The following is a 24436-nucleotide window of genomic DNA, read 5'->3' on the forward strand; positions in this document are numbered from 1 at the left end:
CAATTGATTAGATTTTTAAAAAATATACTTTTAGTGGTGCTATTTACTGTTTTAGTAAATTTTTCTTCAAACGCACAAACAAAACAAAGTAAAGATTCTACAGTTGTAAAAAAAGATACTTTAAATTTAAGGTACGATTTTAACAACACACAAAAAGGTGGCCTTTTTTTAGACGATTTAGCTAAAAAAGAAGTAATTTTTGACAAAGCACTAAATAGATATGTTATTATAGAAAAAATCGGCGATTATTATACTAAAACACCCGTATTTTTAACAAGAGAAGAATATGCACAATATCGATTAAAACGAGATATGTTGCAGTATTTTAAAGACAAAGTAAGCGCAACAAATAGTAAAAAGAAAGATGCTGCAGCTGCTCAAAAAGATTTATTACCTGATTATTATGTAAACTCAAAATTCTTCGAATCTATTTTTGGAGGTAATAAAATTGAATTTACACCTACTGGAAATTTAAGCGTAAAACTTGGTTTTATTTATCAAAATACAGAAAACCCACAAATATCCGAAGAAAATAGAAGCAGTTTGGTTTTTGATTTCGATCAACAAATAAATGCTAGTATTCGTGCAAAAATTGGAGAACGCTTAGAGTTTACAGCAAATTACGACACACAATCTACGTTCGATTTTCAGAATTTAGTAAAATTAGACTACACACCAACAGAAGATGATATTCTGCAAGGAATTGAAGCTGGTAATGTATCTATGCCCATTAAAAACTCCTTAATAAATGGAGCACAAAGTTTATTTGGTGTAAAAACACAATTAAAATTTGGAAATACCAATGTTACTGCTGTTTTTTCTCAACAAAATTCAGAAAGCAAAACTGTGGTTGCAGAAGCTGGTGCTTCTATAGAAGAGTTTGAGTTAAGAACTACAGATTATGATAATGACAGGCACTTTTTCTTATCGCAATTTTTTATTGATAATTACGCAAACTCGTTAAAACAATATCCGCTAATAAACAGTCAAATTAGCATTACACGTATTGAAATTTGGATAACCAATAGAAATGCAGCAACAGAAGATTTTAGAAGTATTGTAGCTTTTGCCGATCTTGGTGAATCGAATGCAGATGCAAATCCAGCTTATAATAATTTGGTAGATGATTCTGGTTTGGTTCGAGATCCTTCAAATCAAATAAGTATAAATGCAAATGGACAGCAATTAAATTTACCTCAAAACAATGCTAACAATATTTATGAACAAAATATTTTAGATGGTATTAGAGATGTTTCTAATGTTGATGCAACTTTAAGTAGTCAGTTTCAAATGCAACAAGGAACAGATTATTCTATCCTTGAAAATGCAAGAAAATTAGATGCCAATGAATACAGATTAAATTCTCAGTTGGGTTATATCTCTTTAAATAGAAGGTTAAATGATGGTGAAGTTTTAGCAGTTGCTTATGAATATACAGTTGCTGGATCTGTAAATGGAGCCAACTCTAAAAAATCTTTTAAGGTTGGTGAGTTTTCTAATGATGGTGTGCAAGCACCAGATAATTTAGCTGTAAAATTATTACGTTCAGAAATTTTACAAACAAAACGTACAAACCCAACAACGGGTTCAGAAGAATCTTTTCCAACTTGGAGATTGATGATGAAAAATATTTATGCTTTAGGAGCTTTTCCTTTAACACAAGATGGTTTCCGTTTCGAAATTCAATATAGAGATGATGATACAGGAATAGCTTCTAATGTTTTACAGAATGCAAACACACCAGAAATTCCTACAATTCCGTTAATTCAAGTTTTTAAATTAGATCAATTAGACCAAAGTCAGTTTAGAACTCCAGATGGTTTTTTCGATTATGTGGAAGGAATTACCGTAAATTCTCAAAATGGATTTATAATATTTCCAGAGCCAGAACCTTTTGGAAACGATTTAATTCTAAACCCTACAAATCCAAATGATATTGGTTTAAATCCTGCTGTAGATGAACGCTTTTTGTTTAGAGAATTGTATTTAAACACAAAAATTAACATCAAAAACAACTTTCAAAATAAAGATAAATACTTTTTAAAAGGATACTTTAAATCGGAAAGTGCTGGCGGAATTCCTATTGGCGCTTTTAACGTTCCTAGAGGTTCTGTGAGAGTAACTGCTGGTGGAAGACAATTGGTAGAAGGTGTAGATTATGTTGTAGATTATCAATTAGGGAGAGTGCAAATTATAGATCCAGGTTTACAAGCTTCTGGAACTCCTATAAATGTATCTACAGAAAATAATGCTGTTTTTAATCAACAAAGAAAAACCTTTATGGGTGTTGATATAGAACATGTTTTCTCAGAAGAATTAGTAGTTGGAGCTACTATCTTGAATGTTAATGAAAGACCTTTAACACCTAAAGTGAATTTTGGAGCAGAACCAATAAACAACACTATGTTAGGTTTCAATTTCGATTATTCTACAGAAGTGCCTTACTTTACTAAATTGGCTAATAAATTACCTTTTGTAGATACAGATGTACCTTCTAATTTATCTGTTAGAGGAGATATGGCCTATTTATTACCAGGAACACCAAGTGGAATTGATGTTGCTGGAGCTGCAACTTCTTATATAGATGATTTTGAAGCTTCGCAAATACCAATTAGTTTATTATCGGCTTTAGATTGGTATGAAGCAAGTACACCAAATAATCAAGCAGATGATCGTTTTAATGGAGCAAATAGTGGTTTACCTTATAATTATAAAAGAGGAAAATTAGCTTGGTATAGTATAGATCAAATTTTTTACGGATTTGGAGAAACACCTTCAAGTGTAGATGCAGATGAACTTTCTAGAGCAGAAACAAGACAAATTAATTTTGATGAATTGTTTCCTAATCAGCAATTTGACATCACTCAAAACACACAAATAAGAACCTTAGATTTAGCGTATTTTCCAGAAGAAAGAGGTTCTTACAATTTTAATACTACAGATGCTGATGTAAATGATGATGGTACTTTTGTGAATCCTCAAGAAAACTGGGGTGGAATTATGCGTCCTTTAAATACCAACAATTTTGATCAAGCCAATGTAGAGTTTATTCAGTTTTGGGTAATGGATCCTTATCAAAATTATTCTATTACAGAAGAAGAAGGTTTACCTCAAGGCGTAAATCCTGATAATATTGCGAATCAAGTTGGAGATTTATATATCAATTTAGGAAACATTTCTGAAGACATTTTAAAGGATAATCGTAAAATGTTCGAAAACGGTTTGCCTGAAGATGGTGCAAAAATACCTGGTTCTAATATTAACGAAACCATTTGGGGTGATGTGCCAAGAAATCCATCAATTATTTATGCATTTAATGAAGAAGATGCAGCAAGAACAAATCAAGATTTAGGTTTTGATGGTTTAAATGATGAGGAAGAATTTCAAAATTTACAAGAAGTAGCACAAGACTTAAATCTAAATATTAATTTTAGTCGTTTAAATCCGAATGATATTGCTTCTGATAACTTTCAATTTTTTAGAGGAGGAAATTTAGATGCTATAAATGCATCTGTTCTAACAAGATATAAAAACTTTAATAATACTCAAGGAAACTCACCAACGTTAAATCAATCACCAGAAACGTATCCTACTTCATCTACAACCTATCCAGATGTAGAGGACATCAACAGAGATCAAACCATGAATACTGTTGAGAGTTATTATGAGTATAAAATTTCTATGAACAGAAATGATTTACAGGAAGGTAGAAATTTTATTGTAGACTCTAAAACAACTTCTATAACTTTAGAGAACGGAAACACACAAGAAACAACTTGGTATCAGTTTAGAGTGCCTATTAGAAATGGAACGCCTGTAAATGGCATCTCTGACTTTAACAGTATTCGTTTTGTAAGAATGTTTTTAACAAACTTTAAAATTCCTGTTGTAATACGTTTTGGAGAATTAGATTTAGTTCGTGGAGATTGGAGACGCTATACAAGAACTATTGACCCAGATATTGATCCTGATAGAGAATTAAACCAAACAGAGTTAGAAGGTTTTGAAGTTGGTGTAGTTAGTATAGAACAAAATAATGGAAGTTATATTCAACCTCCAGGAATTGAGCGTGAACGCTTGCAAGGATCTACAACTGTGCAATTGCAAAATGAGCAATCTGTTACGTTGAAAGTTAGCAATTTAGAACCGAACAAAACCCGCGCAATTTATAAAAATATTAGTGTAGATTTAAGACGTTTTAAAAATCTTAAAATGTTTATGCATTTAGAAGGTTTAGATGTAGAAGCTCCTATTTCTGATAATGACTTTGCTGGAGTTATAAGATTGGGTACAGATTTAAATGAAAATTATTACGAGTTAGAAATTCCATTAACAGTAAGTACTGGTGGAAATAGTCAGTTTGATGTTTGGCCAGAAGCAAATAATTTAGATGCTTTTTTAGAAAGTTTTGGAAAAGTAAAGCTAGAAAGAGATGCAATTGGAGCAGCCATTAATGAGCCTTTTACATCTTCTGAACAAACAGATGTTCCTTATACAATTACTGTAAAAGGAAACCCAACTTTAGCACAATTAAGAACTATTGTTTTAGGATTAAAAAACATTAGTACTTCTAATAAATCTGGTGAAATCTGGTTTAACGAACTACGTTCTTCTGGTTTTGATAACGAAGCTGGTTGGGCTGCTGTTATGAATGCTGATGCCAATTTTGCTGATGTTGCAAACGTATCGCTTTCTGGAAGTATGCAAACCATAGGATTTGGTAATGTAGAAGACAGAGTAAACCAACGTAGTTTAGATGAAACTAAGCAATATGATGTTGCTACAACTGTTAGTTTAGGAAAAGTTTTAACGCCTCAAAATTGGGGAATGCAAATACCAATGAGCTATAGTGTTGGCGAAAAATTTATAGACCCTAAATTTGATCCTCAATACCAAGATGTAACTCTTGCTGATGCTCTAGAACAAAACCCAAATAGTGAGTTTTCTAGAGATTATACCAAAAGAACTAGCATCAGTTTTATCAATGTTAAAAAGAATAGAAACCCAAACACTTCAAAAAAACCTAAGTTTTATGATGTTGAAAATGTAGCTGTTTCTTATTCTCATAATAAAGAGTTTCATAGAGATTATAATATTGAAAAATATATTAATGAAAATGTAATGGCTTCTGCTGCTTATAATTTCAACTTTAATGCGAAACCAATTGAGCCTTTTAAGAAAAATGATTCCTTATTTGTAAGCAAGTATTTAAAATTTATAAAAGATTTTAACTTTAATCCTATTCCAACAACTGTTGCTATCAACTCTAGAATTAACAGAAGTTATAATGAGCAACAATCTAGAAATTTGGTACCAGGTTTATCTGCACAGCCAGAATTAAAACAACGTAGATTTTTGTTTGATTGGGATTATACTGTGGCTTTCGATTTAACAAGATCTATTCAATTAAACTTTAACGCAAGCAATAATTATATTTATGATGCTTTTGGAAGTGGAGAAGAATTGCAAATCTTTGATGATTTTTTTAATACAGGAAGAGCCAATCAATATCATCAAAAATTAAATGCAACCTATGCTTTGCCTTTAGATAAATTTCCATTTTTAAGTTTTATGAAAGCAGATTATGGTTACACTGCAGATTACGATTGGCAAGTATCTTCTCAAGATGAAAACATTGTAGAGCAAATTGGAAATGTAATTCAGAATGCAAATACACATAATTTAAATACTACTTTTTCTTTCGATAAAATTTACAAAAGTGTTGGTTTCGAAAAGTTGTTATTGACAAAAGCGCAACGTAAAAATGCCAAAGGAAAAAATACAGCAAGAATAAGACCGAGTAAAAATTTATCGACAGGAAAGAAAATTTTAAAAACGTCTTGGGAGCTTTTGACTTCTGTAAAACAAGGACAAATAAGTTATACAGAAAATAACGGACAATATTTACAAGGTTATGATGCAGGAACTGGATTTTTAGGAGGACCACCAACCTCTTTTGCTTTTGGTAGCCAAGTAGATATTAGAAACAAAGCGCTTGTAAATGGTTGGTTAGTTGAGCCTAGAGCTTTAATTGATGATCCAACAACACCAAATATAGATGAAAGTGCCTACTTTAATAAAACCTACAGCAGAACTGCCTATAATAAGTTAGATTATACGTTTACCCTAAAACCTTTTGATGATTTAAATATTGATGTAAGAGGTAATAAAATTGAAACAAGTAATTTAGCGCAACAATTAGATATTATTCAAGATGGCACAGAAACTGGCGCTATCGATTTTGGAATTGATACGTTTGAAACAGGAAACTTTAGCACAAGTCACTCTATGCTTTCTACAGCATTTACAGATGGAGACGTTTTGTTTCAAACCATGAAAGATTATAGAAGTGAAATTGCAAATAGATTTGCAAGAGAAAACCCTGGAGTAGATCCTACTGGTTTTGGTGAAAATAGCCAACAAGTTTTATTACCAGCTTTTATGGCAGCATATTCTGGTAAAGATCCAAATAAAGTAAATACTGGTTTGTTTCGAAATATTCCTATTCCAAATTGGACTTTACGTTACAATGGTTTTATGAAAATGGCTTGGTTTAAAAAGAACTTTTCATCATTTGTTGTTTCTCATGGGTATCGATCTTCTTATACCATATCTAACTACACAAATAATTTACAGTATGGAGATAACACAGCTTTTACTCAAAAAAATATAGCAGGTAATTTTGAACCACAAAGATTAATTGCTAGTGCAACTTTGGTTGATGAGTTTTCGCCATTAATAAAAGTAGATATGAAAATGAGAAATTCATTTTCTTTAAGAAGTGAAATAAAGAGAGATAGAACTTTAACCATGAACTTTAATAACAGTACTTTAACAGATATTGCAGGTACAGAATATATTGTTGGTGTTGGCTATGTTTTTAAAGACGTAAAGTTAAATACACGTTTTACAGGTAAAAAAACAACCTTAAAAGGTGATATAAATTTAAGAGCAGATGTTTCTTTAAGAGATAATTTAACACAAATTAGATATATTGATGAAGATAATGATCAAATTAGTGGTGGTCAAAGATTATTTTCTATTAAATTTACAGCCGATTATACATTAAGCAGCAATTTAACTGCTTCTTTTTATTATAATCATCAAACATCTAAATTTGCAATCTCTACCACATTTCCAAGACAGGCAATTAATGGAGGTATTAATTTAGTTTATAACTTAGGAGGAAATTAAAATAACAACAAAAATTAAAAAATGAATATTCCAGCTGAATTAAAATACACTAAAGATCACGAGTGGATTAAAATTGAAAACAATATTGCAACTGTAGGAATTACAGATTTTGCACAAGGAGAATTAGGAGATATTGTTTATGTTGATGTAGATACATTAGATGATACTGTAGAAGAAGGAGAAGTTTTTGGTTCTGTAGAAGCTGTAAAAACAGTTTCAGATTTATTTATGCCATTAACTGGAGAAGTAATTGAGTTTAATGATGAATTAGAAAACGATCCTGAATTGGTAAATACAGACCCTTACAACAAAGGATGGATGATTAAAATCGAAATTTCTGACGCATCACAAATAGATGATTTATTAGATGCTGAAGCTTATAAAGAACTTATTGCTGGATAATTTATTAGTTGTTGCAGTTGCAATAACAATAGCTATTATCTGTTTAAGTTTATTAAAACTTCCTAGTACAGGAATCAATATAAATAATATAGATAAAGCATATCACAGTATTGCCTATTTTGTGTTGGCGTTAACATGGTTATTATCCTTTTATAAAAAACCAAGTAAAAAATATATCATAGTACTATTTTGTATTTTATTTGGCATAATTATTGAAGTATTGCAAAGTACTTTAACAATATACAGAACAGGAGATTATAAGGATGTTTTAGCAAATTCGTTAGGTGTTCTGTTAGCATTATTTATTTTTAATATTTTTTTTAAAAAAAAATACATTAATTAATGCTAAGACTTGTATTTAAAACAATAATTTATTTAAATTAGCAATCTATAAAATGTTTAATAATGGAAATTAAAAAAAATCCTAAATCGAATTTAGAGAATTTCAGCAAAATCTTTATGCAAATAGGGCTTGTACTAGCTTTATTCATAACGTATGCTGTAATAGAACAAAAAACATACGACAAAACCTATGGTGAGTTAGCTGTTGCTGATATGAGATCAGAAATGGAAGAAGACATTCCAATTGTAATGCAACAACCTGAACCACCAAAACAAAAACCACCACCACCACCACCAACTCCAGAAAAAATTGAGATTGTTGAGGATGATAAAGAAATCGAAGAAACTGTAATGGAAACTACAGAAACAGATGAAACTGAAGCTGTTGTTGTAGATGAAATTGTTGAAATTTCTGAAGCAGAAGAGGTAATTGAAGACGTAAGTTTTATGATTATTGAAGATGTACCTGTTTTTCCTGGTTGTGAAGGTAATAAAGATGAATTAAAAGCTTGTTTTAGTGAAAAAGTTCAAAGACATTTCTCTAGAAAGTTTGACGCACAATTACCAAATGAACTTGGTTTATCTCCAGGTAAAAAAAGAGTATTTATCAGCTTTAAAATTGATAAAACTGGTAAAATTGTTGATGTACAAACCAGAGCTCCACACCCAAAAATTAAAAGTGAAGTAATTAGTGTAATGCAACAATTACCAACAATGAAACCTGGTAGACAAAGAGGTAAACCAGTAGGAGTTAAGTATAGTATTCCTTTTACTTTAATTGTGGAATAAATAATACATTATTTAAATTATTAAAAAAGGTCGTTTAGTTAAATCTAAACGACTTTTTTAATATGTCTATTTTTCTTTTTTATTGAAACTATAAATTATGTATTAAAGTAGTAATCATTAGAAAAATTAAAAGAATTAAGCAAACATATTTAAGTCGCTCATTAGATTTATATTCTACATTTTTATTTGTAAACATAGAGTCATTTTAAAATTCTAAGTTTATTGTATTCTGATTAATCGTTAACTAAAACTTATTATTACTTTTTGACTATCTATTTTAATTAATAACACTAAGTGAAATTAAGATTTGAACACGATACATTACGAACAAAAAAAACTCATTAGAAATTTTCTAATGAGCTTTTTTTTGTGTGAAATACTAATTTTAATCTTCGTTAACTGCAACTCTAGATTCTGGCTTCCAAACATTAACAGAAGCAATTGCATTATCCTTGTAATTTATTTCTTTTAAAGCTTCATCACTCCAGATAAACCACTTCCCAACTTTTTTACCAGATTCATAATAAGCTAATTGAGTTTTATTACCAGCTTTATCAAAACGAACCCATTCACCTGTAAGTTTTTTATCTTTAAAAAATCCCTGTGTTTTTACTGATCCATCTTCATAATAGTAAGTTGCTTTTACTAAATCTCCTTCAGCCTTAAAAGTTGGTTTATTATCTTGTGAAAAACCTATGGTAGCTATACTTAGCATGCATATTGTAAAAAATTTTTTCATAATTATTCTATTTTAAGGTTAACATTATAATTACAAATATATAAATTTACTAACTATTAAACAACATTTTGGTAACATTAAATTAACATTGAGGTTTTTATAGTAAAATTTATTCCTCATAATATTCTATATTTACTTTAAATCAATTTAAAATATAAAATTATGGCAGTAATGAAAGTTATTGAAGTATTAGCGAATTCTAACAAAAGTTGGGAAGAAGCAACAAGAAAAGCCGTTAAGCATGCTGCAAAATCGGTAAAAAACATTAAATCTGTTTTTGTACAATCGCAAAGTGCAGTTGTAAACGAAAATGCAATTACTGAATTTAGGGTTAATGTTAAAATTACTTTTGAAGTAAATTAAATATTTTTTTTAAAATATGAATATTCTACAAATTATATTAATAGGCTTAGTTTCTTTAATACATATTTATATTCTCTATTTAGAAATGGCTCTTTGGACTACCAAAAAAGGAATAAAAGCATTTAATCTTAAAGATAAAAACTTTGCTGAAGAAACTAAAATTATGGCTGCTAACCAAGGTTTATATAACGGTTTTTTAGCAGCTGGATTAATTTGGTCAATAATTAGTAATAAAGTAGATGTTTCATTATTTTTTTTAATATGTGTTTTTATTGCAGGTATTTATGGCGCTTATTCCACAAAATCCATTAAAATCTTATACATTCAAACTATACCAGCGTCAGTAAGTATTTTATCTATTTTATTACTATAATATAGTTTCTACTTTTTAAAACTAAACTGTTATTTTTGCTCTAAATTAAATTATAAAAACAAAATATGGAAGATTTTTTAGAGACATCACAAGATTTATTATTTTTATACGCACCAAAAGTAATCACAGCATTATTAATACTTTTTATTGGCTTATATGCTATTAAAATAATTATAAAATCTTCAAGAAAATTAATGCAAAAAAGAGGTGTAGATATAACACTTCAGAAGTTTTTAGGAAATCTTATAGGTTGGATTTTAAAAGTACTATTATTTATAACTGTAATTTCTCAATTAGGAGTTGCAACAACCTCTTTTGCAGCTATAATTGCAGCAGCTGGTTTGGCTATAGGTTTAGCTTTGCAAGGTTCTCTTGGTAATTTTGCTGGTGGTGTTTTAATTATGATATTTAAACCGATAAAAATTGGCGATTTTATTGAAGCTCAAGGAGAAAGTGGAACAGTAAAAGAAATTGAAATTTTTACAACAAAACTTAATACTCCTGACAATAAAGAAGTAATTATACCAAATGGAGCACTTTCTAACGGAAATATTGTAAATTATAGTACAGAAGCAACACGTAGAGTAGATTTTACGTTTGGTGTTGGTTACGATTCTGATATTAGAAAAACGAAAGAAATTATTTTTAATGTCATCAATAATCATCCATTAATTTTAAAAGAACCTGCAACTGCTGTAAATTTATCTGAACTCGCAGATAGTTCAATCAATTTTTTTACACGTGCTTGGGTTAAAAAAGAAGATTATTGGACTGTAAAATTTGATGTTATTGAACAAACGAAGGAAGCTCTTGATGCAGCTGGTATTGACATACCTTACCCACATAGAGTAAATATAAATAAAACAGAATAATTTAAAAGGTAGGTTTCTTTTTCTTTTCAGGGATTACAATAAAATCTTTTAAATAAAAAGGTTCGAAATAAGCGACATTTTCTATGTCGCTTTTTTGGTATTTATCAAATGATAATTGTGCCATTTCTTTTGCTGATGGAAATTTATCATCTACAAAAACAGCATTTATATGAGTAATTATTGATTTACATTTTTGAGATCCATCACCTAAAAAATAAACTTTATTAGTTTCTAGAAATTCAGTGTACGAATTTTCGTCGATAATTTCTGCCTTTATTTCCCTTATCTGTTGATTATTTTCATTGTAAACAGCTCCATATACTTCCATTCTTCTGGCGTCAATCATAGGAATTATAAAACCTTTATCAATAGAAATTGCGTGCGATAATGATGTTAAAGTATCAATAGAAATTAAAGGTTTGTCAAAAGCAAAACACAAACCTTTTGCAGCAGAAACACCTATTCTTAAACCTGTATATGAACCTGGACCTTTACTAACTGCAACTGCATCAATATTTTTTGATGTTAAATTAGCTTCTTTAAGAACATCAAAAATAAAAGGATGTAATACTTCTGCATGAGAATAATTACCATTATTTAATTCTTTAATAGCTATTATTTTTCCATCTTCTGCAATACTAACAGAGCAGTTTTTTGTGGCAGTTTCTATATTTAAAATGATACTCAAAATCTTATTTTTTTTGCAAATATAAATCAAAAGAAAACCTCACTAAAATTAGTGAGGTTTTGAATATCTTTTATTTTGATAATTATTCTAAAATTAAATCACCAGCATAAAATTGTAATACTTTTGTTTTAAAAACATAGTCGTATTTAGAACGAATTAAAGCTGCTTCTGCATTAACCAAACGTGTTCTTACTTGATCAAAATCAAACTGAGTCATTGCACCAAAATTATAACTTTCTTGCGCATTTTTAAATGCTTCTTCTTGCGCTTCTAAAGAAATTTTTGAAGCTTCAAAAGTTTTTAATGCTGTTTTTACATCTAAAAACGATTGCTCTATTGTTTGTTTTAAATTTAATTTTTCACTTTCCAATCTAGTTTCCGAAACTTTTTTACGAATTTCAGATTGCGCTACTCTATTTTTTGTTTGAAAACGATTAAATATAGGTACATTCAAAGATACACCAATACTATACCCAAGATTATCATTTAATTGTTTAAAGAAATAATCATTGGTAAAGATTTCATTAAATCTATGACTAAATCCTGAACCCATATTTCCAAAAACACTTACAGTAGGCAAATAAGAACCTTTAGCTAATTCAATATTTATAGCTGCATTTTCTATGTCTAGTTTAGCTCTTTCTATTTCTGGTAATCTTTCTACAGATTTATCGTAAACATAATTTGAATTCTTATAAAACAAATTAGCTGATGGAGTTCCAACATCGATACCAGCAACATCAAAACCTACATAAGGTACTTGTAATAACTGCGATAAATTTAACAAAGCTAAATCTAAATTATTTTCATTTGCAATTACTGTTTGCGAGTCTGATGCTGCAGTAGATTGTGTGTTTAGCAAATCTCCCTTAGGAATAACACCTGCATTAAATCTGCTTTCGGCTGCTTTAATTTGGGTTTTACTAATTTCAGATTGAACTCTGGCTGCATTTAAATTTTCTTTTGCGAATAACACATTTAAGTAGCCATTTACAACCAATAGCGAAATATCATTTTCAATCTTTTTTAGATCTAATAAACTAGATTCTACACCTAACTGTGCTTGTTTATATGTATTGGTATTTCTAAATCCGTTAAAAATTGTTATGTTGGAGTTTAAATCAAACGAGGCGTTAAAGTTATCAGTAGAAATTCTCTGATTACTTACATTATCAATAAAAGATCCAAAACCAAATCTACCAGAAGAACTTCCATTTAAGTTTGGTAAAAAATTACCTTTGGCAATATCTACTTCCTTTTTTTGTAGCTCTAAACTTAATTTATTCTGTTGAATAGTAATATTTTTTGCTAAAGCTTCATCTACACACTCTTTAAGAGTCCATTTTTTTTGAGAAAAAGTAGCTATAGAAGTTAATAATGCTACTAATAGTATAAGTTTAATTTTCAAAACGTAATTATTTTTGGTTGATTATTTTATTAAAAGCTAAAAAAATAAAGATCTTTTATTTAAATAGTTACTTATAAGACGACCAAAAGTAAAATATGTTACAGCATTTTACTATTATTAAAATGTTAATTTTCGGCTTTCTTTTTATATCTATATAAAGCATATCCTAGAAGACCAATTAACAAATAAGGAAACACCATTAAATAGGATATACCATTATTAACACCTTCAGCCATTTCCATATCTCCAGTTTCTACAACAGCCTTACACATTGCGCATTGTGAGTAAGAAGATTGTGCTATAAAGATTAAAAATAAAAAAATAAGAAAAGTTTTTTTAAACATAATAAGGAGATATCATTAAGTAAACAATTACACCAGTTATAGCAACATATAACCACAAAGGAAAAGTAATTCTAGCTATCTTTTTATGTTGGGTAAAATTACCCAATTTAGCTCTCATATAAGTTGTTAAAACAAAAGGTATTACAATTACAGATAATATAATATGTGTAATTAAAATAAAATAGTAAATGTATTTTATGGCTCCTTCCCCACCAAATGTTGTAGAATTAGAGGTCATATGATATGCAATATACATCAACAAAAAAGCTAATGAACAAGCAATTGCAGTTGTATTTAACTGTTCATGTAATTTTTTATTTCCATTTTTTATGGCTAGAATTGCTGCTATCAACAAAACTGCAGTTAAACCGTTTATAGAAGCATATATTGGTGGTAAAAATGTTAAAGGTTCTACATTAAACCCTAAATCTTTTAAATTAACACCAAATAAAGCTGCAACTGCTAAAGGAATAACAATTGATAAAGCAGTTATAATTTTTTTATATTTTTTTTCTTGGGCTAGACTACTCATTTAATAATAATTTAATATCCTCTTTTAATTCTTTCATTTGATCTTCCATTTCATATTCATCAAGAGCTCTGTATACGAACATTGGGTTACCAAACTCATCTTTTCTAGATCTCATATATCCATTTTTATCTATCAGAGCAAAATTTCCTGAATGATATAAACCATTATGTTCGTCTTTTGCAACTCCTTTTCCTGTTGGTAATTTAAAACCATTATTGGCAAGTTCATATACAACCTCATCTGATTTACCAGTTAGCAAATGCCAGTTTTTATGAGTGATTCCATTTTCTTTAGCATATTGTTTTAAAACTGTTGGAGTATCAATATCTGGAGTTATTGAAATTGATGCAATTCCAAATTCTGGATTTCCAAAAAATTCATCTTGAAGCGTTAACATTTTTTTATTCATTAACGGACAAATTGTTGGGCAAGTTGTGAAGAAAAATTCAACAACGTACACTTTATCCTCATAAGTTTTATTGGTAATTAATTTTCCTTCTTGGTCTGTAAATTCAAATTCTGGAATTTTTCCGAATTTTAAAAGATCATTACTTTCAAAACGGCTTACGACTTTTGGTACAGTGTAAATACCAAACAATAATATAATAAAGGCAATACCTATATAAGAATACTTCTTTTTCATAATCCTACTTCTTTTCTATCTGCTTTATTATTATTTTTTTCTTTAAAAGCTGCATAATATTCATAATACAATACTTTAACATCGTCTATTAATTTACCATTCAAAACAGCTACAGAGTTCATATTATAGCCATAAAGTTTACCATCTTTAGTATCTTTATCTGTTAATCTTCCTCTTAAATTAACATCCTTATCAATTAAAAAGGCTTTTGAAGAATATAAATTAACTAAAGGCTCATTTAAACCAAAAGTTATATAAAAACCTTCAATTTTATCTTTTGAACTTGCTATAAAATTCCATTTTTGCATGTCTGTGAAAGCACCAATTTCTTCTTTAAGATTTTTAACTTCTTCTTCCTTTCCTTCAGGATAAATAGCTACAATCTGAAATTTTTTATAATCTATAAATTTCTTGTAAATTTTTTCATTTAAGTTTAGTAATCCAGTTTTTGTTTTGTTTATATCATTACCTAAAAAACAAAGGATGGTAACATTTTCTTTTAACTGAACTGTTTTAGTTGCATCAATTTCAGAAACATCAATAAGGTTTTCTTTTACAACAGGTAGTTTTGTGAAATTATTTTCACCTAAAGAAAGAAGCAAAAAACATATTAAAGGAAATATAAAAAGCAAGAATAATACGACTCTTTTTTTTGTGAAAAATTTCATCTTTTAAAAAATTAATTTTGAGAATTTTACTTTGCTATACAAACTATTAAGAGCATGCATACAATATTTATTCTATAAAAAAAGGTGGTTAAAAACCACCTTTTTTTATTTTTTATTACCATTTTACAAGTGGTGCTAGTGTGCTGTGTAAATATCCTCCTTCTATTAGGAATAAGGTTACGAAATAACAGACTAAGAAAACTGCTGTCCATACAACAGCTCTTCTAAACCATTTCTTTTCACTATCCATGTGCATAAAAGCCCAAGTAATTCCATAAGCTTTTGCCAATGTTAAGATAATAAATATCCAGTTTAAAGGACTTGTTCCTAAAAAACTAGTTAAGTGTAAAACGTCTGGCTTTATAATACCTAAAGCTACTTCTACAATCGTTATTGCAGATAAGATCCAAAATACGTTCCAGATTTTTTTAGTATGTGATTCGTGTGCGTGTGCCATTTTTTTAATCCTATTTTTAGATTCCAGCTTTCGTTGGAAAGACAATTTAAATGAAATTACAAGGGTTTACCTTGATGAACTTATTTTTTTAAACTAAGTAGAAAAATGTGAATACAAATACCCAAACTAAATCTACAAAGTGCCAATATAATCCAACTTTTTCTACCATTTCATAATGTCCTCTTTTTTCATAAGTACCAAGAAGCACATTAAAGAAAATAATAATGTTAATTAAAATACCAGAAAATACGTGAAAACCGTGAAAACCTGTTATAAAGAAAAAGAAGTTTGCAAAGATTGTATTTCCATATTCATTTGCAGTTAAATTAGCTCCTTCTACAACAGCACCACCTTTTGCTAATTCTTCTAAACCTTTTTCTCTAGAAAATATTATTTTCTTCTTTTCATCTAAATTAATTTGCTCACTCCTAATTTGAATATTAGGATTTGCTTTGTAAGAAGCTGTAATTTGAGCAATTGAATATTCAGGAACACTTTCTCCACTCTCAAACCATAATCCGTTTTTCTTAGTGTGTGCAACTCTTTCATCCATTCTATCTCCAACAACAAAGTCAGATAACGCTATTTGATGCCCATCTTTAACAAACTGTAAAACTTTACCTTGTGGTGTTTTAACAGCTCCATAAGAACCATTAATAAAAGTATTCCATTCCCAAGCTTGAGAACCCACAAAGATTAAACCGCCAATAATGGTAGCAAACATATACCAAGCTACTTTATTTTTTTTCATTTGATGACCAGCATCAACAGCCAAAACCATTGTTACTGATGAAAAAATAAGAACAAAAGTCATAAACGCAACATAATACATAGGATAAATACCATGTATAAAAGGAATGTGTGTAAAAACCTCATCTGCAATTGGCCAAGAATCTATAAATTTAAAACGTGTTAAACCGTAAGCTGCCAAAAATCCTGAAAAGGTTAGTGCATCAGAAACGATAAAAAACCACATCATCATTTTACCATAGCTTGCGCCAAATGGTTTTACTCCACTACCTCCATTCCAAGTGTTTTTCTCATCTGAAGGTATAGCAATATTTGCTTCCATAAATAATATTTAATTTAAATCTTAAACGTTCGTCAAAAATAACTATTTTTAATCACTTTATAAAAGAGAAAAACAAAAATAGATAAATCCATAATAAATCTACAAAATGCCAGAAGATTGCACCTAGTTCAAAACCAAGCATATCATCTGATTTGTATTTGTATTTAAAATGATTATAAATTACAACAAACAGTACAACTAAACCTGCAATAATGTGCAGAACGTGCATAAACGAAATACCAATTATGAACGATGTTGAGACTGTACTTTCTGGTCCTGTAAAAAATAATCCTATACTTTTTAATTGGTTGAAACCAACATATTGTTGCCAAACAAAACCAATACCTAAAAGCAAGGTAACGACTACCATTATTAATGATAATTGTCTTTTATCTTGTTTTAGAAATCTTTGTGATAATAGTAAAGTAATACTACTTGCAACAATTAAAATTGTGCTTATATAAAATGCCTGTGGCAAATCGAAAGCAACCCAATCTTCACGTTTCATGCTAATAACGTAGGCGCTTGTTAAGCCTGCAAAAAACATAACCATACTAATCATAGAAACCCACAACATAGGTTTTGCAGATTTTTTTTTGGCTACAATATATTCTTGATTTAAAATTTGTTCGTTTGTCATTTTTTAATGTAAAAATTTATCAACTACGTATATAATTGGTACTAAAGTAATATACAAAATACTAGATAACATCAACTTTCTTGCGTCTATATTTGTTTCGGATTTATGTAATTTAAAGCCAAAATACAACATATAAATACCTAATAAAGCAACAAGAACAGCAGCTATTGGATGTATGTAAAAATCACCAGATACTTTTAAAACAGGTGCTACTGAAACTAAAATCATAATTACAGTATAAAATATAATTTGTTTTACTGCATTTTTGTCTTTTTTATTCATTGGCAACATATTAAAACCTGCCTTTTTATATTCTTCATCTTGCAACCAACCAATTGCCCAAAAATGGGGAAATTGCCAGAAAAACTGAATCATAAATAAAAAACCTGCTTCTATACCAAAATTATTAGTAGCTGCTACCCAACCCAACATAAATGGAATTGCTCCTGGAATTGCGCCAACAAAAACAGTTAGTGGTGTAACCGATTTTAAAGGTGTGTATGCACACGTATATAAAAATATAGAGACTGCACCAAATAAGGCCGTTTTTGGATTGATACTGTAAAGAATAGCAAGACCTAAAATGGTAAATAAAATAGCAATAAACATGGCAAAATTAACAGACATTCTTCCTGTTGGTAAAGGTCTGTTTTTAGTTCTTTGCATAATAGCATCTGTATCTTTTTCTATGATTTGATTAAATGCGTTGGATGCACCCACCATAAAAAAACCTCCTAATGCTAATAAGAATAGTGTAAAGTAATTTACAACCTCAACACCCAACAAATAACCAGCAACAGAAGAAAACACCACACTTAAAGATAACCCAACTTTTGTAAGCTGTTTCAAATCTGATAAAAGTGTAATCATTGAGGTTTTTGTATCTGAAATTACTGCTGCATTCATATTGCCAATAATAAGTTGCAAAGATATTTGATAATTATCAATTTACCATATATTTAAAGTGTTTTATTAGTTTAAAAGCATAAAAAAACCCACTCATAAAATGAGTGGGAAAATTGCTATGAAAAAGAAAAAGTGTGATTTAATAAAAAATCACACACAAATATATACATTTATTTTAATTACTGCATATAAAAATTTTCTTTTTTAGTTATTATATCGTTTTATTTTAAATAATTTTTTCAATTTTAAAATAAAACGTTATTTCTTTAAAGCAAAAACAGGAAGCCCAGTATATATTGGATTCAGACTTTTATAACTTTCGTTGTAAATATATACATCATCAAAAATAATATTTCCTTTTACTTTGTTGTATTTATTTAAAAGTAGCGTATCGTTTTTAAAACTATAATCTCCTTTTTCTACACAATAAGATTTAGGATAAATTATTTTTAGTTCAAAAGTATTGTCGTCAAATAAATTTATCTCTAATACATCATTTTCTTTAGAAAACCCATTGTAAACTTTTACTTTATCTTTAAATATATTTTGATCATGCAATCCTAAAGTAGTATACAAGGCTATTAAAAATACAACTGCTATAAGTACTGGTCTATAGTTAAAAAGTTCTCTTTTTATAGTTATTAAATATAAATTATTAAAGAAAATAACTAAAAAAGTAATTGCAAACAACACCATATATCCTCCAATAATAACCAAATCTGTATCACCAAAACAATAATTTTCTGGATGAACAAATTTATAAAAAGGAGCAATTGCTATAAAAATAAGCAAAAAATATCTTTTTCTTAACTTCATTAAATTGCTTTTTCTTTTTTTCTTCGGATTAATAAATCTGCAATTGTAGCATTTTCTGGGCAACTTTTTATCAGTTCAAAACTATCATTAACATTTACAAACCCTGTTTGCAGAACTTTAAAATAAACGCCACATTTTGTGGTATTCCAAAGTTGTTTTACAATTTTCATATCGTTAAAACGAATTCCTAATTTATAACAAGGATTTCTTTGTAGTGTTGCTTCTAAAACAGTTTCACCAACTTTAAAAGTATCACCTACATGAATGTTCGTTTCTTCTAAATCGTCTATCGTTAAATTCTCACCAAACATTCCAAAACTCCATGCTAAATTTGGATATAAGTTTTTCCAATATTCATAATGTTTTAGAGAATACCCGTAAATTGCTTGATTAATTCCTCCATGATTTTTTCTATCGGAAATTTCATCTCCTCTTACCTCTTCTTTGTCCAAAAAAATAGGTTCGTCCACAGGAAATTTAAAAATACCCGTATTTACAGTTTTATTTTTCCAGAAGATTTCCCTTCGCTCACCAATATTTGTAGATATTATTCTCATTTCATTTATTAAAAACACTACAAGGTTTTAAAAACCTTGCAGGTTAATTATTTTTTTGAAAATTTAGCCAACGCGTTTTTTGTAAATTCTGATAAAACCAACTCTCCAGAAATTTTTGCTCTTTCTGATAAAAGTGAATTCCAATGATCTGTATTTACCCACAAAACTTTTTTCATTTCTGATAAAGCTTGTGGATTATAAGAAGCTAATTTTTCTGCAAAAATTTCAACCTCTTTATCTAACTCTTTAATGCTCTCAAAAACTCTTGCATACAAACCTTTTTCTTTTGCCCAATAAGCATTTTGCCAATTTGTGGCATCTAAGGTTAACTCAGCTAAACCAGCCAAACCTATTTTACGTTTTACAGCAGGTTCAATTACAAAAGGACCTATACCAATTGTAAATTCTGATAATTTTATAGCAGCACTTTCGGTTGCTAAAACATAATCGCAAGCAGCAGCCAAACCAACTCCACCTCCAACAGTTTTTCCTTGAACTCTACCAATAATTAATTTACCACAAGTTCTCATGGCATTTATAACATTGGCAAAACCAGCAAAAAATTGTTTGCCTTCTTCTAAATTTGTAATCGCTACTAATTCATCAAAAGAAGCACCAGCACAAAAGGCTTTTTCTCCTTCAGATTTTAAAATGATCACAGAAACTGAATCGTTTTGTGAAATTGTTTGTAGTTCTTTTGTTAATCTACTTAACAATTCACTTGGAAAAGAATTACTTGCAGGATGCCCAAATTCTATAGTCGCAATATTATTTTGGATATTGGTATATAAACTTCCATTTTGTCTTGAAGTAATCATAGGAGATAATTAAGTTTTACCAAATGTAAGTTTTTATTGATAAAAAATCAATGAATTATAGCAAGATCTAAAATTTACTATTTATGTTTTATTTTCATATGTAAAATATAGATTGATGAGATTAGCGTTATTGCATTTGCTAAAACAATTGGCAAACTTTTTAAATGCAAACCATAAATCAACCAAAATAAAACACCAATTGAAAATACGATATACATAGAAAGAGAAATAGATTTGGTTTCTTTTGTTTTATATACTTTTATAACTTGTGGAAAAAATGCCACAGTTGTTAAAATAGCAGCAAAAAAACCAATAATTTCAAAATAATTCATACATTATTTTAACCTACTATATTCACAATTTTTCCAGGAACTATAATTACTTTCTTAGGAGTTTTACCTTCTAACTGAGCAATTGTTTTTTCATTTTCCATGACTACTTTTTCTATTTCTTCTTTCGATAAATCAAGAGAAAGCTCTAAGGTAAAACGCATTTTTCCGTTAAAAGAAATCGGATACTCTTTAGTACTTTCTACTAAATGTTTTGCATCGAAAATAGGAAAAGGAGCTGTTGAAATACTTTCTTTATGTCCTAATTTACTATATAATTCTTCTGTAATATGTGGTGCATAAGGTGATAATAAAACCAATAATGGCTCTAAAATTTCACGTTTGTTGCATTTTAACGCAGTTAACTCATTTACAGCAATCATAAAAGTAGATACTGAGGTGTTAAAAGAGAAATTCTCTATATCTTCTTGTACTTTTTTAATTGTTTTATGTAAAACTTTTAATTCGTCTTTGGTTGCACTTTCTTCTGAAACTTCAAAATTATCGCCATTAAAATACAATTTCCATAATTTCTTTAAGAAAGATGAAACTCCAGAAATACCCGAAGTTTTCCAAGGTTTGGTTTGTTCTAAAGGTCCTAAAAACATTTCGAACATTCGTAAAGCATCTGCTCCATATTCTGCAACAATATCATCAGGATTTACAACATTGTATTTCGATTTAGACATTTTTTCTACTTCTCTAGAAACTACATATTTTTCATCACCTAAAATAAAATGAGCCTCTTTATAATCTGAATTTAATGAATGATTTTTAAAACCATCAACATCTAATTCATCCGAAGCATTTACCAAAGAAACATCTGCATGCAAAGGTGTTTTTGTAATCATTACTAAATCTGCAAAATTCGGATTCAATAATTTTTTATCTAATAAATATTCTTTCACTACTGTTTCAAACTCATCATCATTCGTAAATAAATTATTTGAAACGAATACATTAGGAATTTTCTCAATAACATCATCATTCGATTTATCGATTGCACAGCCATTTTTAACAAATGCAGTTGCTTTAAAAACAAATGCAGAAGTTCCTAAAATCATTCCTTGATTAATCAACTTTTTCGCAAATTCATCCACAGGAACAATTCCTTTATCAAACAAGAATTTTTGCCAAAAACGTGCATATAATAAATGACCAGTTGCGTGTTCTGAACCTCCAATATATAAATCTACATCTTGCCAATATTCCAAAGATTCCTTGCTTGCAAATTCCTCTGAATTGTTAGAATCCATATATCTGTTAAAATACCAAGAACTTCCAGCCCAACCAGGCATTGTGTTTAACTCTAGAGGAAAAACAGTTTTGTTTTTTAGTTTTTCATTGCTCACAACTTTCTTTCCACGAGAATCCCAAGCCCATTCTGTTGCGTTTCCTAAAGGTGGTTTTCCATCTTCAGTTGGCAAGTATTTTTCAACTTCTGGCAACACAATTGGCAAGTGTTTTTCGTCAATCATTTGTGGCATTCCATCTTTGTAATATACAGGAAATGGTTCTCCCCAATAACGTTGTCTGCTAAAAACTGCGTCTCTTAATCTGTAATTTATTTTTCCATAGCCAAAACCTCTTTTTTCTAATTCGAAAATCGATAATTTTAAGGCTTTCTTATATTTTAATCCTGATAAAAAGTCTGAATTTGCAATTACAGTTCCTTCTTTTCCAGCATGTGCTTCTTCAGAAATATCTACGCCTTCAAAAATATTTGGAATCGGAATTCCGAACTTCTTAGCGAAATCATAATCACGTTGATCTCCACAAGGAACAGCCATTACAGCTCCTGTTCCATAACCAGCTAACACGTAATCTCCAATCCAAATTTGAACTTTTTCACCAGAAAAAGGATGAATTGCATAAGCTCCTGTAAATGCTCCAGAAATGGTTTTTACATCAGCCATTCTATCTCTTTCAGAACGTTTTGCTGTTGCATTTATATACGCTTCAACTTCTGCTTTTTGGGCATCTGTAGTAATTTTTGACACCAATTCGTGCTCTGGAGCCAAAGTCATAAAACTTACTCCATAAATGGTATCTGGTCTTGTTGTAAAAACATCAATCTTGTAAGATTCCTCGATTGCATTTGAGTTGTCATCGCTCGTATTTTCTAATTTTTGAATTGGTTTCAAAAACTGAATAGCATTATTTATTTTAGCAACTACTTTTAATACGTTTTCTGTAACTTCTTCTTTTGTAAAATGAATTACATTAAAACCTTGGTCATTAAAATACGTTGTTCTTACAGCTTCATCTTCTTTCCCAGAAAACTCAACGATTAATTTTTTAGCAGCAGATATATAATCAACCAAATAAGCACCAATTGTATACTTTTTTCTAAATTTTGATGCACCTTTTTTATTTTTTAATTCATCCCAAAGCAATCCTTCTGCTTTCGATAAATTTACACGTAAATCTTTTAAAGTTTCTAATTCTTTATAAGACAATTTCACTTCCTTCGTGGTTTTTTTAGTAGTACTTGCAACTTTAAAAGTAACCATGGCTCCTTGGCTTCTTCCAATCCAATTGGTTTGAGAATCTTTTAAAGGTTGTGGCCAATCTATTTTTTCTAAACCATCTAACAAACGTTGTGCGTATGCAGAAATTCGCATAGACCATTGTGTCATTTTTTTTCTGATAACAGGATGACCTCCTCTTTCTGAAACTCCGTTTACAATTTCGTCATTTGCTAAAACTGTTCCTAAAGCAGGACACCAGTTTACTTCTGTATCAGACAAAAATGTTAATCTGTATTGTAATAAAATTTCTTCTTGTTCTGCTTTTGAAAAAGCTTTCCATTCATCCCCAGAAAAAGACTTTATATCTTCATCACAAACTGCATTTACAGTTGCATTTCCTTCTTTCTTAAAGGTTTTTTCTAATTCAGAAATATCTTCTGCTTTATCTGTATCCTTATTATACCAAGAATTGAATAATTGGATAAAGATCCACTGAGTCCATTTATAATATTCAGGACTTGAAGTACGTACTTCTCTGCTCCAATCAAAAGAAAAACCAATTTGATCTAACTGTCTTCTGTAGGTTTTTATGTTCTCTTCCGTAGTTTTTGCTGGGTGTTGCCCTGTTTGTATTGCATATTGTTCTGCTGGCAAACCAAAAGAATCATAACCTTGTGGATGCAATACATTAAAACCTTGGTGACGTTTGTAACGTGCGTAAATATCACTTGCAATATATCCTAAAGGATGCCCAACATGTAAGCCTGCTCCAGAAGGATAAGGAAACATATCTAACACATAAAATTTAGGTTTCTCACTTTCATTACTAGCTTTAAAAGTTTGGTTATCAGCCCAAAATTTTTGCCAATTCTTTTCTATTTCTTGATGATTATATTGCATTTGCGTATTTTATTAAAGTGTGCAAATTTACGTTTATTCTTTAGAAGATTAAAGTAAAAATAAACTTGCTTATTTTGATGTTATTACGTGTTCTAAAATCATCAAAAACGAAC

The 24436-nt window shown here is 29.3% G+C and carries 23 protein-coding genes; 7 read left to right on the forward strand and 16 right to left on the reverse strand.

The window, feature by feature from the left end:
* Positions 1-3: 3 nt before the first annotated feature.
* The 4 genes from sov (at position 4) to LPB03_RS07875 (ending at position 8727) form a co-directional block, all read left to right on the forward strand.
* Positions 4-7194 carry a T9SS outer membrane translocon Sov/SprA gene (gene sov / locus LPB03_RS07860; protein ID WP_065317783.1) on the forward strand — a complete coding sequence of 2397 codons (7191 nt, stop codon included), beginning with the start codon at positions 4-6 and terminating at the stop codon, positions 7192-7194.
* A gap of 21 nt (positions 7195-7215) precedes the next feature.
* A complete protein-coding gene (gene gcvH / locus LPB03_RS07865; RefSeq protein WP_065317784.1) occupies positions 7216-7596 on the forward strand; it encodes a glycine cleavage system protein GcvH in 381 nt (126 codons plus the stop codon).
* Positions 7586-7939: a VanZ family protein gene (locus tag LPB03_RS07870; RefSeq protein WP_231953145.1), complete on the forward strand. Its 354-nt coding sequence runs from the start codon at positions 7586-7588 to the stop codon at positions 7937-7939. The genes gcvH and LPB03_RS07870 overlap by 11 nt, the downstream gene beginning before the upstream one ends.
* Before the next feature lie 62 nt (positions 7940-8001).
* The gene (locus LPB03_RS07875; RefSeq protein ID WP_065317786.1) at positions 8002-8727 is read left to right on the forward strand and encodes an energy transducer TonB; all 726 of its coding nucleotides are present in this window, start codon (positions 8002-8004) and stop codon (positions 8725-8727) included.
* A gap of 385 nt (positions 8728-9112) precedes the next feature.
* Here the strand turns inward: LPB03_RS07875 and LPB03_RS07880 are convergent, their stop codons facing one another.
* Positions 9113-9466: a toxin-antitoxin system YwqK family antitoxin gene (locus tag LPB03_RS07880; RefSeq protein WP_065317787.1), complete on the reverse strand. Its 354-nt coding sequence runs from the start codon at positions 9464-9466 to the stop codon at positions 9113-9115.
* A 162-nt stretch (positions 9467-9628) separates the two neighbouring features.
* On the opposite strand from LPB03_RS07880, the gene LPB03_RS07885 reads away from it, so the two are divergent.
* From LPB03_RS07885 to LPB03_RS07895, 3 genes are all read left to right on the forward strand, one after another.
* Positions 9629-9829 (forward strand): dodecin family protein, encoded by a 201-nt coding sequence (locus tag LPB03_RS07885; RefSeq protein WP_065317788.1) that lies wholly within the window; start codon positions 9629-9631, stop codon positions 9827-9829.
* A gap of 16 nt (positions 9830-9845) precedes the next feature.
* Positions 9846-10202, forward strand: coding sequence for a DUF1304 domain-containing protein (locus LPB03_RS07890; protein WP_065317789.1), 357 nt, complete (start codon positions 9846-9848; stop codon positions 10200-10202).
* 65 nt (positions 10203-10267) lie between these two features.
* Positions 10268-11074: a mechanosensitive ion channel family protein gene (locus tag LPB03_RS07895; RefSeq protein WP_065317790.1), complete on the forward strand. Its 807-nt coding sequence runs from the start codon at positions 10268-10270 to the stop codon at positions 11072-11074.
* Position 11075: 1 nt separating this feature from the next.
* Here LPB03_RS07895 and tsaB read toward each other — a convergent pair whose 3' ends face one another.
* From tsaB to LPB03_RS07970, 15 genes are all read right to left on the reverse strand, one after another.
* A complete protein-coding gene (gene tsaB, locus LPB03_RS07900) occupies positions 11076-11762 on the reverse strand; it encodes a tRNA (adenosine(37)-N6)-threonylcarbamoyltransferase complex dimerization subunit type 1 TsaB (protein ID WP_065317791.1) in 687 nt (228 codons plus the stop codon).
* A gap of 82 nt (positions 11763-11844) precedes the next feature.
* Positions 11845-13170, reverse strand: coding sequence for a TolC family protein (locus LPB03_RS07905; protein ID WP_065317792.1), 1326 nt, complete (start codon positions 13168-13170; stop codon positions 11845-11847).
* A 125-nt stretch (positions 13171-13295) separates the two neighbouring features.
* A complete protein-coding gene (locus tag LPB03_RS07910) occupies positions 13296-13514 on the reverse strand; it encodes a CAMCR motif-containing small membrane protein (protein WP_065317793.1) in 219 nt (72 codons plus the stop codon).
* Entirely contained in the window at positions 13507-14046 is a 540-nt protein-coding gene (locus LPB03_RS07915; RefSeq protein WP_065317794.1) for a DUF420 domain-containing protein, read from the reverse strand. Before LPB03_RS07915 ends, LPB03_RS07910 begins: the two co-directional genes overlap by 8 nt.
* Positions 14039-14689, reverse strand: coding sequence for an SCO family protein (locus tag LPB03_RS07920; RefSeq protein ID WP_065317795.1), 651 nt, complete (start codon positions 14687-14689; stop codon positions 14039-14041). Before LPB03_RS07920 ends, LPB03_RS07915 begins: the two co-directional genes overlap by 8 nt.
* A complete protein-coding gene (locus LPB03_RS07925; protein ID WP_065317796.1) occupies positions 14686-15357 on the reverse strand; it encodes a hypothetical protein in 672 nt (223 codons plus the stop codon). The genes LPB03_RS07920 and LPB03_RS07925 overlap by 4 nt, the downstream gene beginning before the upstream one ends.
* A 115-nt stretch (positions 15358-15472) precedes the next feature.
* The gene (locus LPB03_RS07930) at positions 15473-15814 is read right to left on the reverse strand and encodes a cytochrome C oxidase subunit IV family protein (RefSeq protein ID WP_065317806.1); all 342 of its coding nucleotides are present in this window, start codon (positions 15812-15814) and stop codon (positions 15473-15475) included.
* Positions 15815-15902: 88 nt separating this feature from the next.
* Entirely contained in the window at positions 15903-16886 is a 984-nt protein-coding gene (locus LPB03_RS07935; protein WP_065317797.1) for a cytochrome c oxidase subunit 3, read from the reverse strand.
* A 52-nt stretch (positions 16887-16938) separates the two neighbouring features.
* The gene (locus tag LPB03_RS07940) at positions 16939-17526 is read right to left on the reverse strand and encodes a cytochrome c oxidase subunit 3 (protein ID WP_065317798.1); all 588 of its coding nucleotides are present in this window, start codon (positions 17524-17526) and stop codon (positions 16939-16941) included.
* A 3-nt stretch (positions 17527-17529) separates the two neighbouring features.
* A complete protein-coding gene (cyoE, locus tag LPB03_RS07945) occupies positions 17530-18432 on the reverse strand; it encodes a heme o synthase (RefSeq protein WP_065317799.1) in 903 nt (300 codons plus the stop codon).
* Between the two features lie 258 nt (positions 18433-18690).
* Positions 18691-19248: a hypothetical protein gene (locus LPB03_RS07950; RefSeq protein ID WP_065317800.1), complete on the reverse strand. Its 558-nt coding sequence runs from the start codon at positions 19246-19248 to the stop codon at positions 18691-18693.
* Entirely contained in the window at positions 19248-19805 is a 558-nt protein-coding gene (locus LPB03_RS07955; RefSeq protein ID WP_065317801.1) for an MOSC domain-containing protein, read from the reverse strand. Before LPB03_RS07955 ends, LPB03_RS07950 begins: the two co-directional genes overlap by 1 nt.
* A 47-nt stretch (positions 19806-19852) precedes the next feature.
* Positions 19853-20623 carry an enoyl-CoA hydratase/isomerase family protein gene (locus tag LPB03_RS07960; protein ID WP_065317802.1) on the reverse strand — a complete coding sequence of 257 codons (771 nt, stop codon included), beginning with the start codon at positions 20621-20623 and terminating at the stop codon, positions 19853-19855.
* 77 nt (positions 20624-20700) lie between these two features.
* Positions 20701-20955 carry an SWEET family sugar transporter gene (locus tag LPB03_RS07965; protein WP_065317803.1) on the reverse strand — a complete coding sequence of 85 codons (255 nt, stop codon included), beginning with the start codon at positions 20953-20955 and terminating at the stop codon, positions 20701-20703.
* A gap of 8 nt (positions 20956-20963) precedes the next feature.
* Entirely contained in the window at positions 20964-24323 is a 3360-nt protein-coding gene (locus LPB03_RS07970) for a leucine--tRNA ligase (RefSeq protein WP_065317804.1), read from the reverse strand.
* Positions 24324-24436: the final 113 nt, after the last annotated feature.

This window comes from Polaribacter vadi, from assembly GCF_001761365.1.
In the GTDB taxonomy this organism is placed as follows: domain Bacteria; phylum Bacteroidota; class Bacteroidia; order Flavobacteriales; family Flavobacteriaceae; genus Polaribacter; species Polaribacter vadi.

What these genes read in the sequence shown, in the direction of transcription:
- LPB03_RS07890 (WP_065317789.1), top strand. Translation starts at nt 9,846, where the DNA reads ATGAATATTCTACAAATTATATTAATAGGCTTAGTTTCTTTAATACAT.
- LPB03_RS07925 (WP_065317796.1), bottom strand. Translation starts at nt 15,357, where the DNA reads ATGAAATTTTTCACAAAAAAAAGAGTCGTATTATTCTTGCTTTTTATA.
- cyoE (WP_065317799.1), bottom strand. Translation starts at nt 18,432, where the DNA reads ATGAATGCAGCAGTAATTTCAGATACAAAAACCTCAATGATTACACTT.
- LPB03_RS07915 (WP_065317794.1), bottom strand. Translation starts at nt 14,046, where the DNA reads ATGAGTAGTCTAGCCCAAGAAAAAAAATATAAAAAAATTATAACTGCT.
- LPB03_RS07875 (WP_065317786.1), top strand. Translation starts at nt 8,002, where the DNA reads ATGGAAATTAAAAAAAATCCTAAATCGAATTTAGAGAATTTCAGCAAA.
- LPB03_RS07950 (WP_065317800.1), bottom strand. Translation starts at nt 19,248, where the DNA reads ATGAAGTTAAGAAAAAGATATTTTTTGCTTATTTTTATAGCAATTGCT.
- LPB03_RS07955 (WP_065317801.1), bottom strand. Translation starts at nt 19,805, where the DNA reads ATGAGAATAATATCTACAAATATTGGTGAGCGAAGGGAAATCTTCTGG.
- LPB03_RS07930 (WP_065317806.1), bottom strand. Translation starts at nt 15,814, where the DNA reads ATGGCACACGCACACGAATCACATACTAAAAAAATCTGGAACGTATTT.
- gcvH (WP_065317784.1), top strand. Translation starts at nt 7,216, where the DNA reads ATGAATATTCCAGCTGAATTAAAATACACTAAAGATCACGAGTGGATT.
- LPB03_RS07960 (WP_065317802.1), bottom strand. Translation starts at nt 20,623, where the DNA reads ATGATTACTTCAAGACAAAATGGAAGTTTATATACCAATATCCAAAAT.
- LPB03_RS07880 (WP_065317787.1), bottom strand. Translation starts at nt 9,466, where the DNA reads ATGAAAAAATTTTTTACAATATGCATGCTAAGTATAGCTACCATAGGT.
- LPB03_RS07895 (WP_065317790.1), top strand. Translation starts at nt 10,268, where the DNA reads ATGGAAGATTTTTTAGAGACATCACAAGATTTATTATTTTTATACGCA.
- LPB03_RS07920 (WP_065317795.1), bottom strand. Translation starts at nt 14,689, where the DNA reads ATGAAAAAGAAGTATTCTTATATAGGTATTGCCTTTATTATATTATTG.
- LPB03_RS07935 (WP_065317797.1), bottom strand. Translation starts at nt 16,886, where the DNA reads ATGGAAGCAAATATTGCTATACCTTCAGATGAGAAAAACACTTGGAAT.
- LPB03_RS07910 (WP_065317793.1), bottom strand. Translation starts at nt 13,514, where the DNA reads ATGTTTAAAAAAACTTTTCTTATTTTTTTATTTTTAATCTTTATAGCA.
- LPB03_RS07885 (WP_065317788.1), top strand. Translation starts at nt 9,629, where the DNA reads ATGGCAGTAATGAAAGTTATTGAAGTATTAGCGAATTCTAACAAAAGT.
- LPB03_RS07940 (WP_065317798.1), bottom strand. Translation starts at nt 17,526, where the DNA reads ATGACAAACGAACAAATTTTAAATCAAGAATATATTGTAGCCAAAAAA.
- LPB03_RS07970 (WP_065317804.1), bottom strand. Translation starts at nt 24,323, where the DNA reads ATGCAATATAATCATCAAGAAATAGAAAAGAATTGGCAAAAATTTTGG.
- LPB03_RS07965 (WP_065317803.1), bottom strand. Translation starts at nt 20,955, where the DNA reads ATGAATTATTTTGAAATTATTGGTTTTTTTGCTGCTATTTTAACAACT.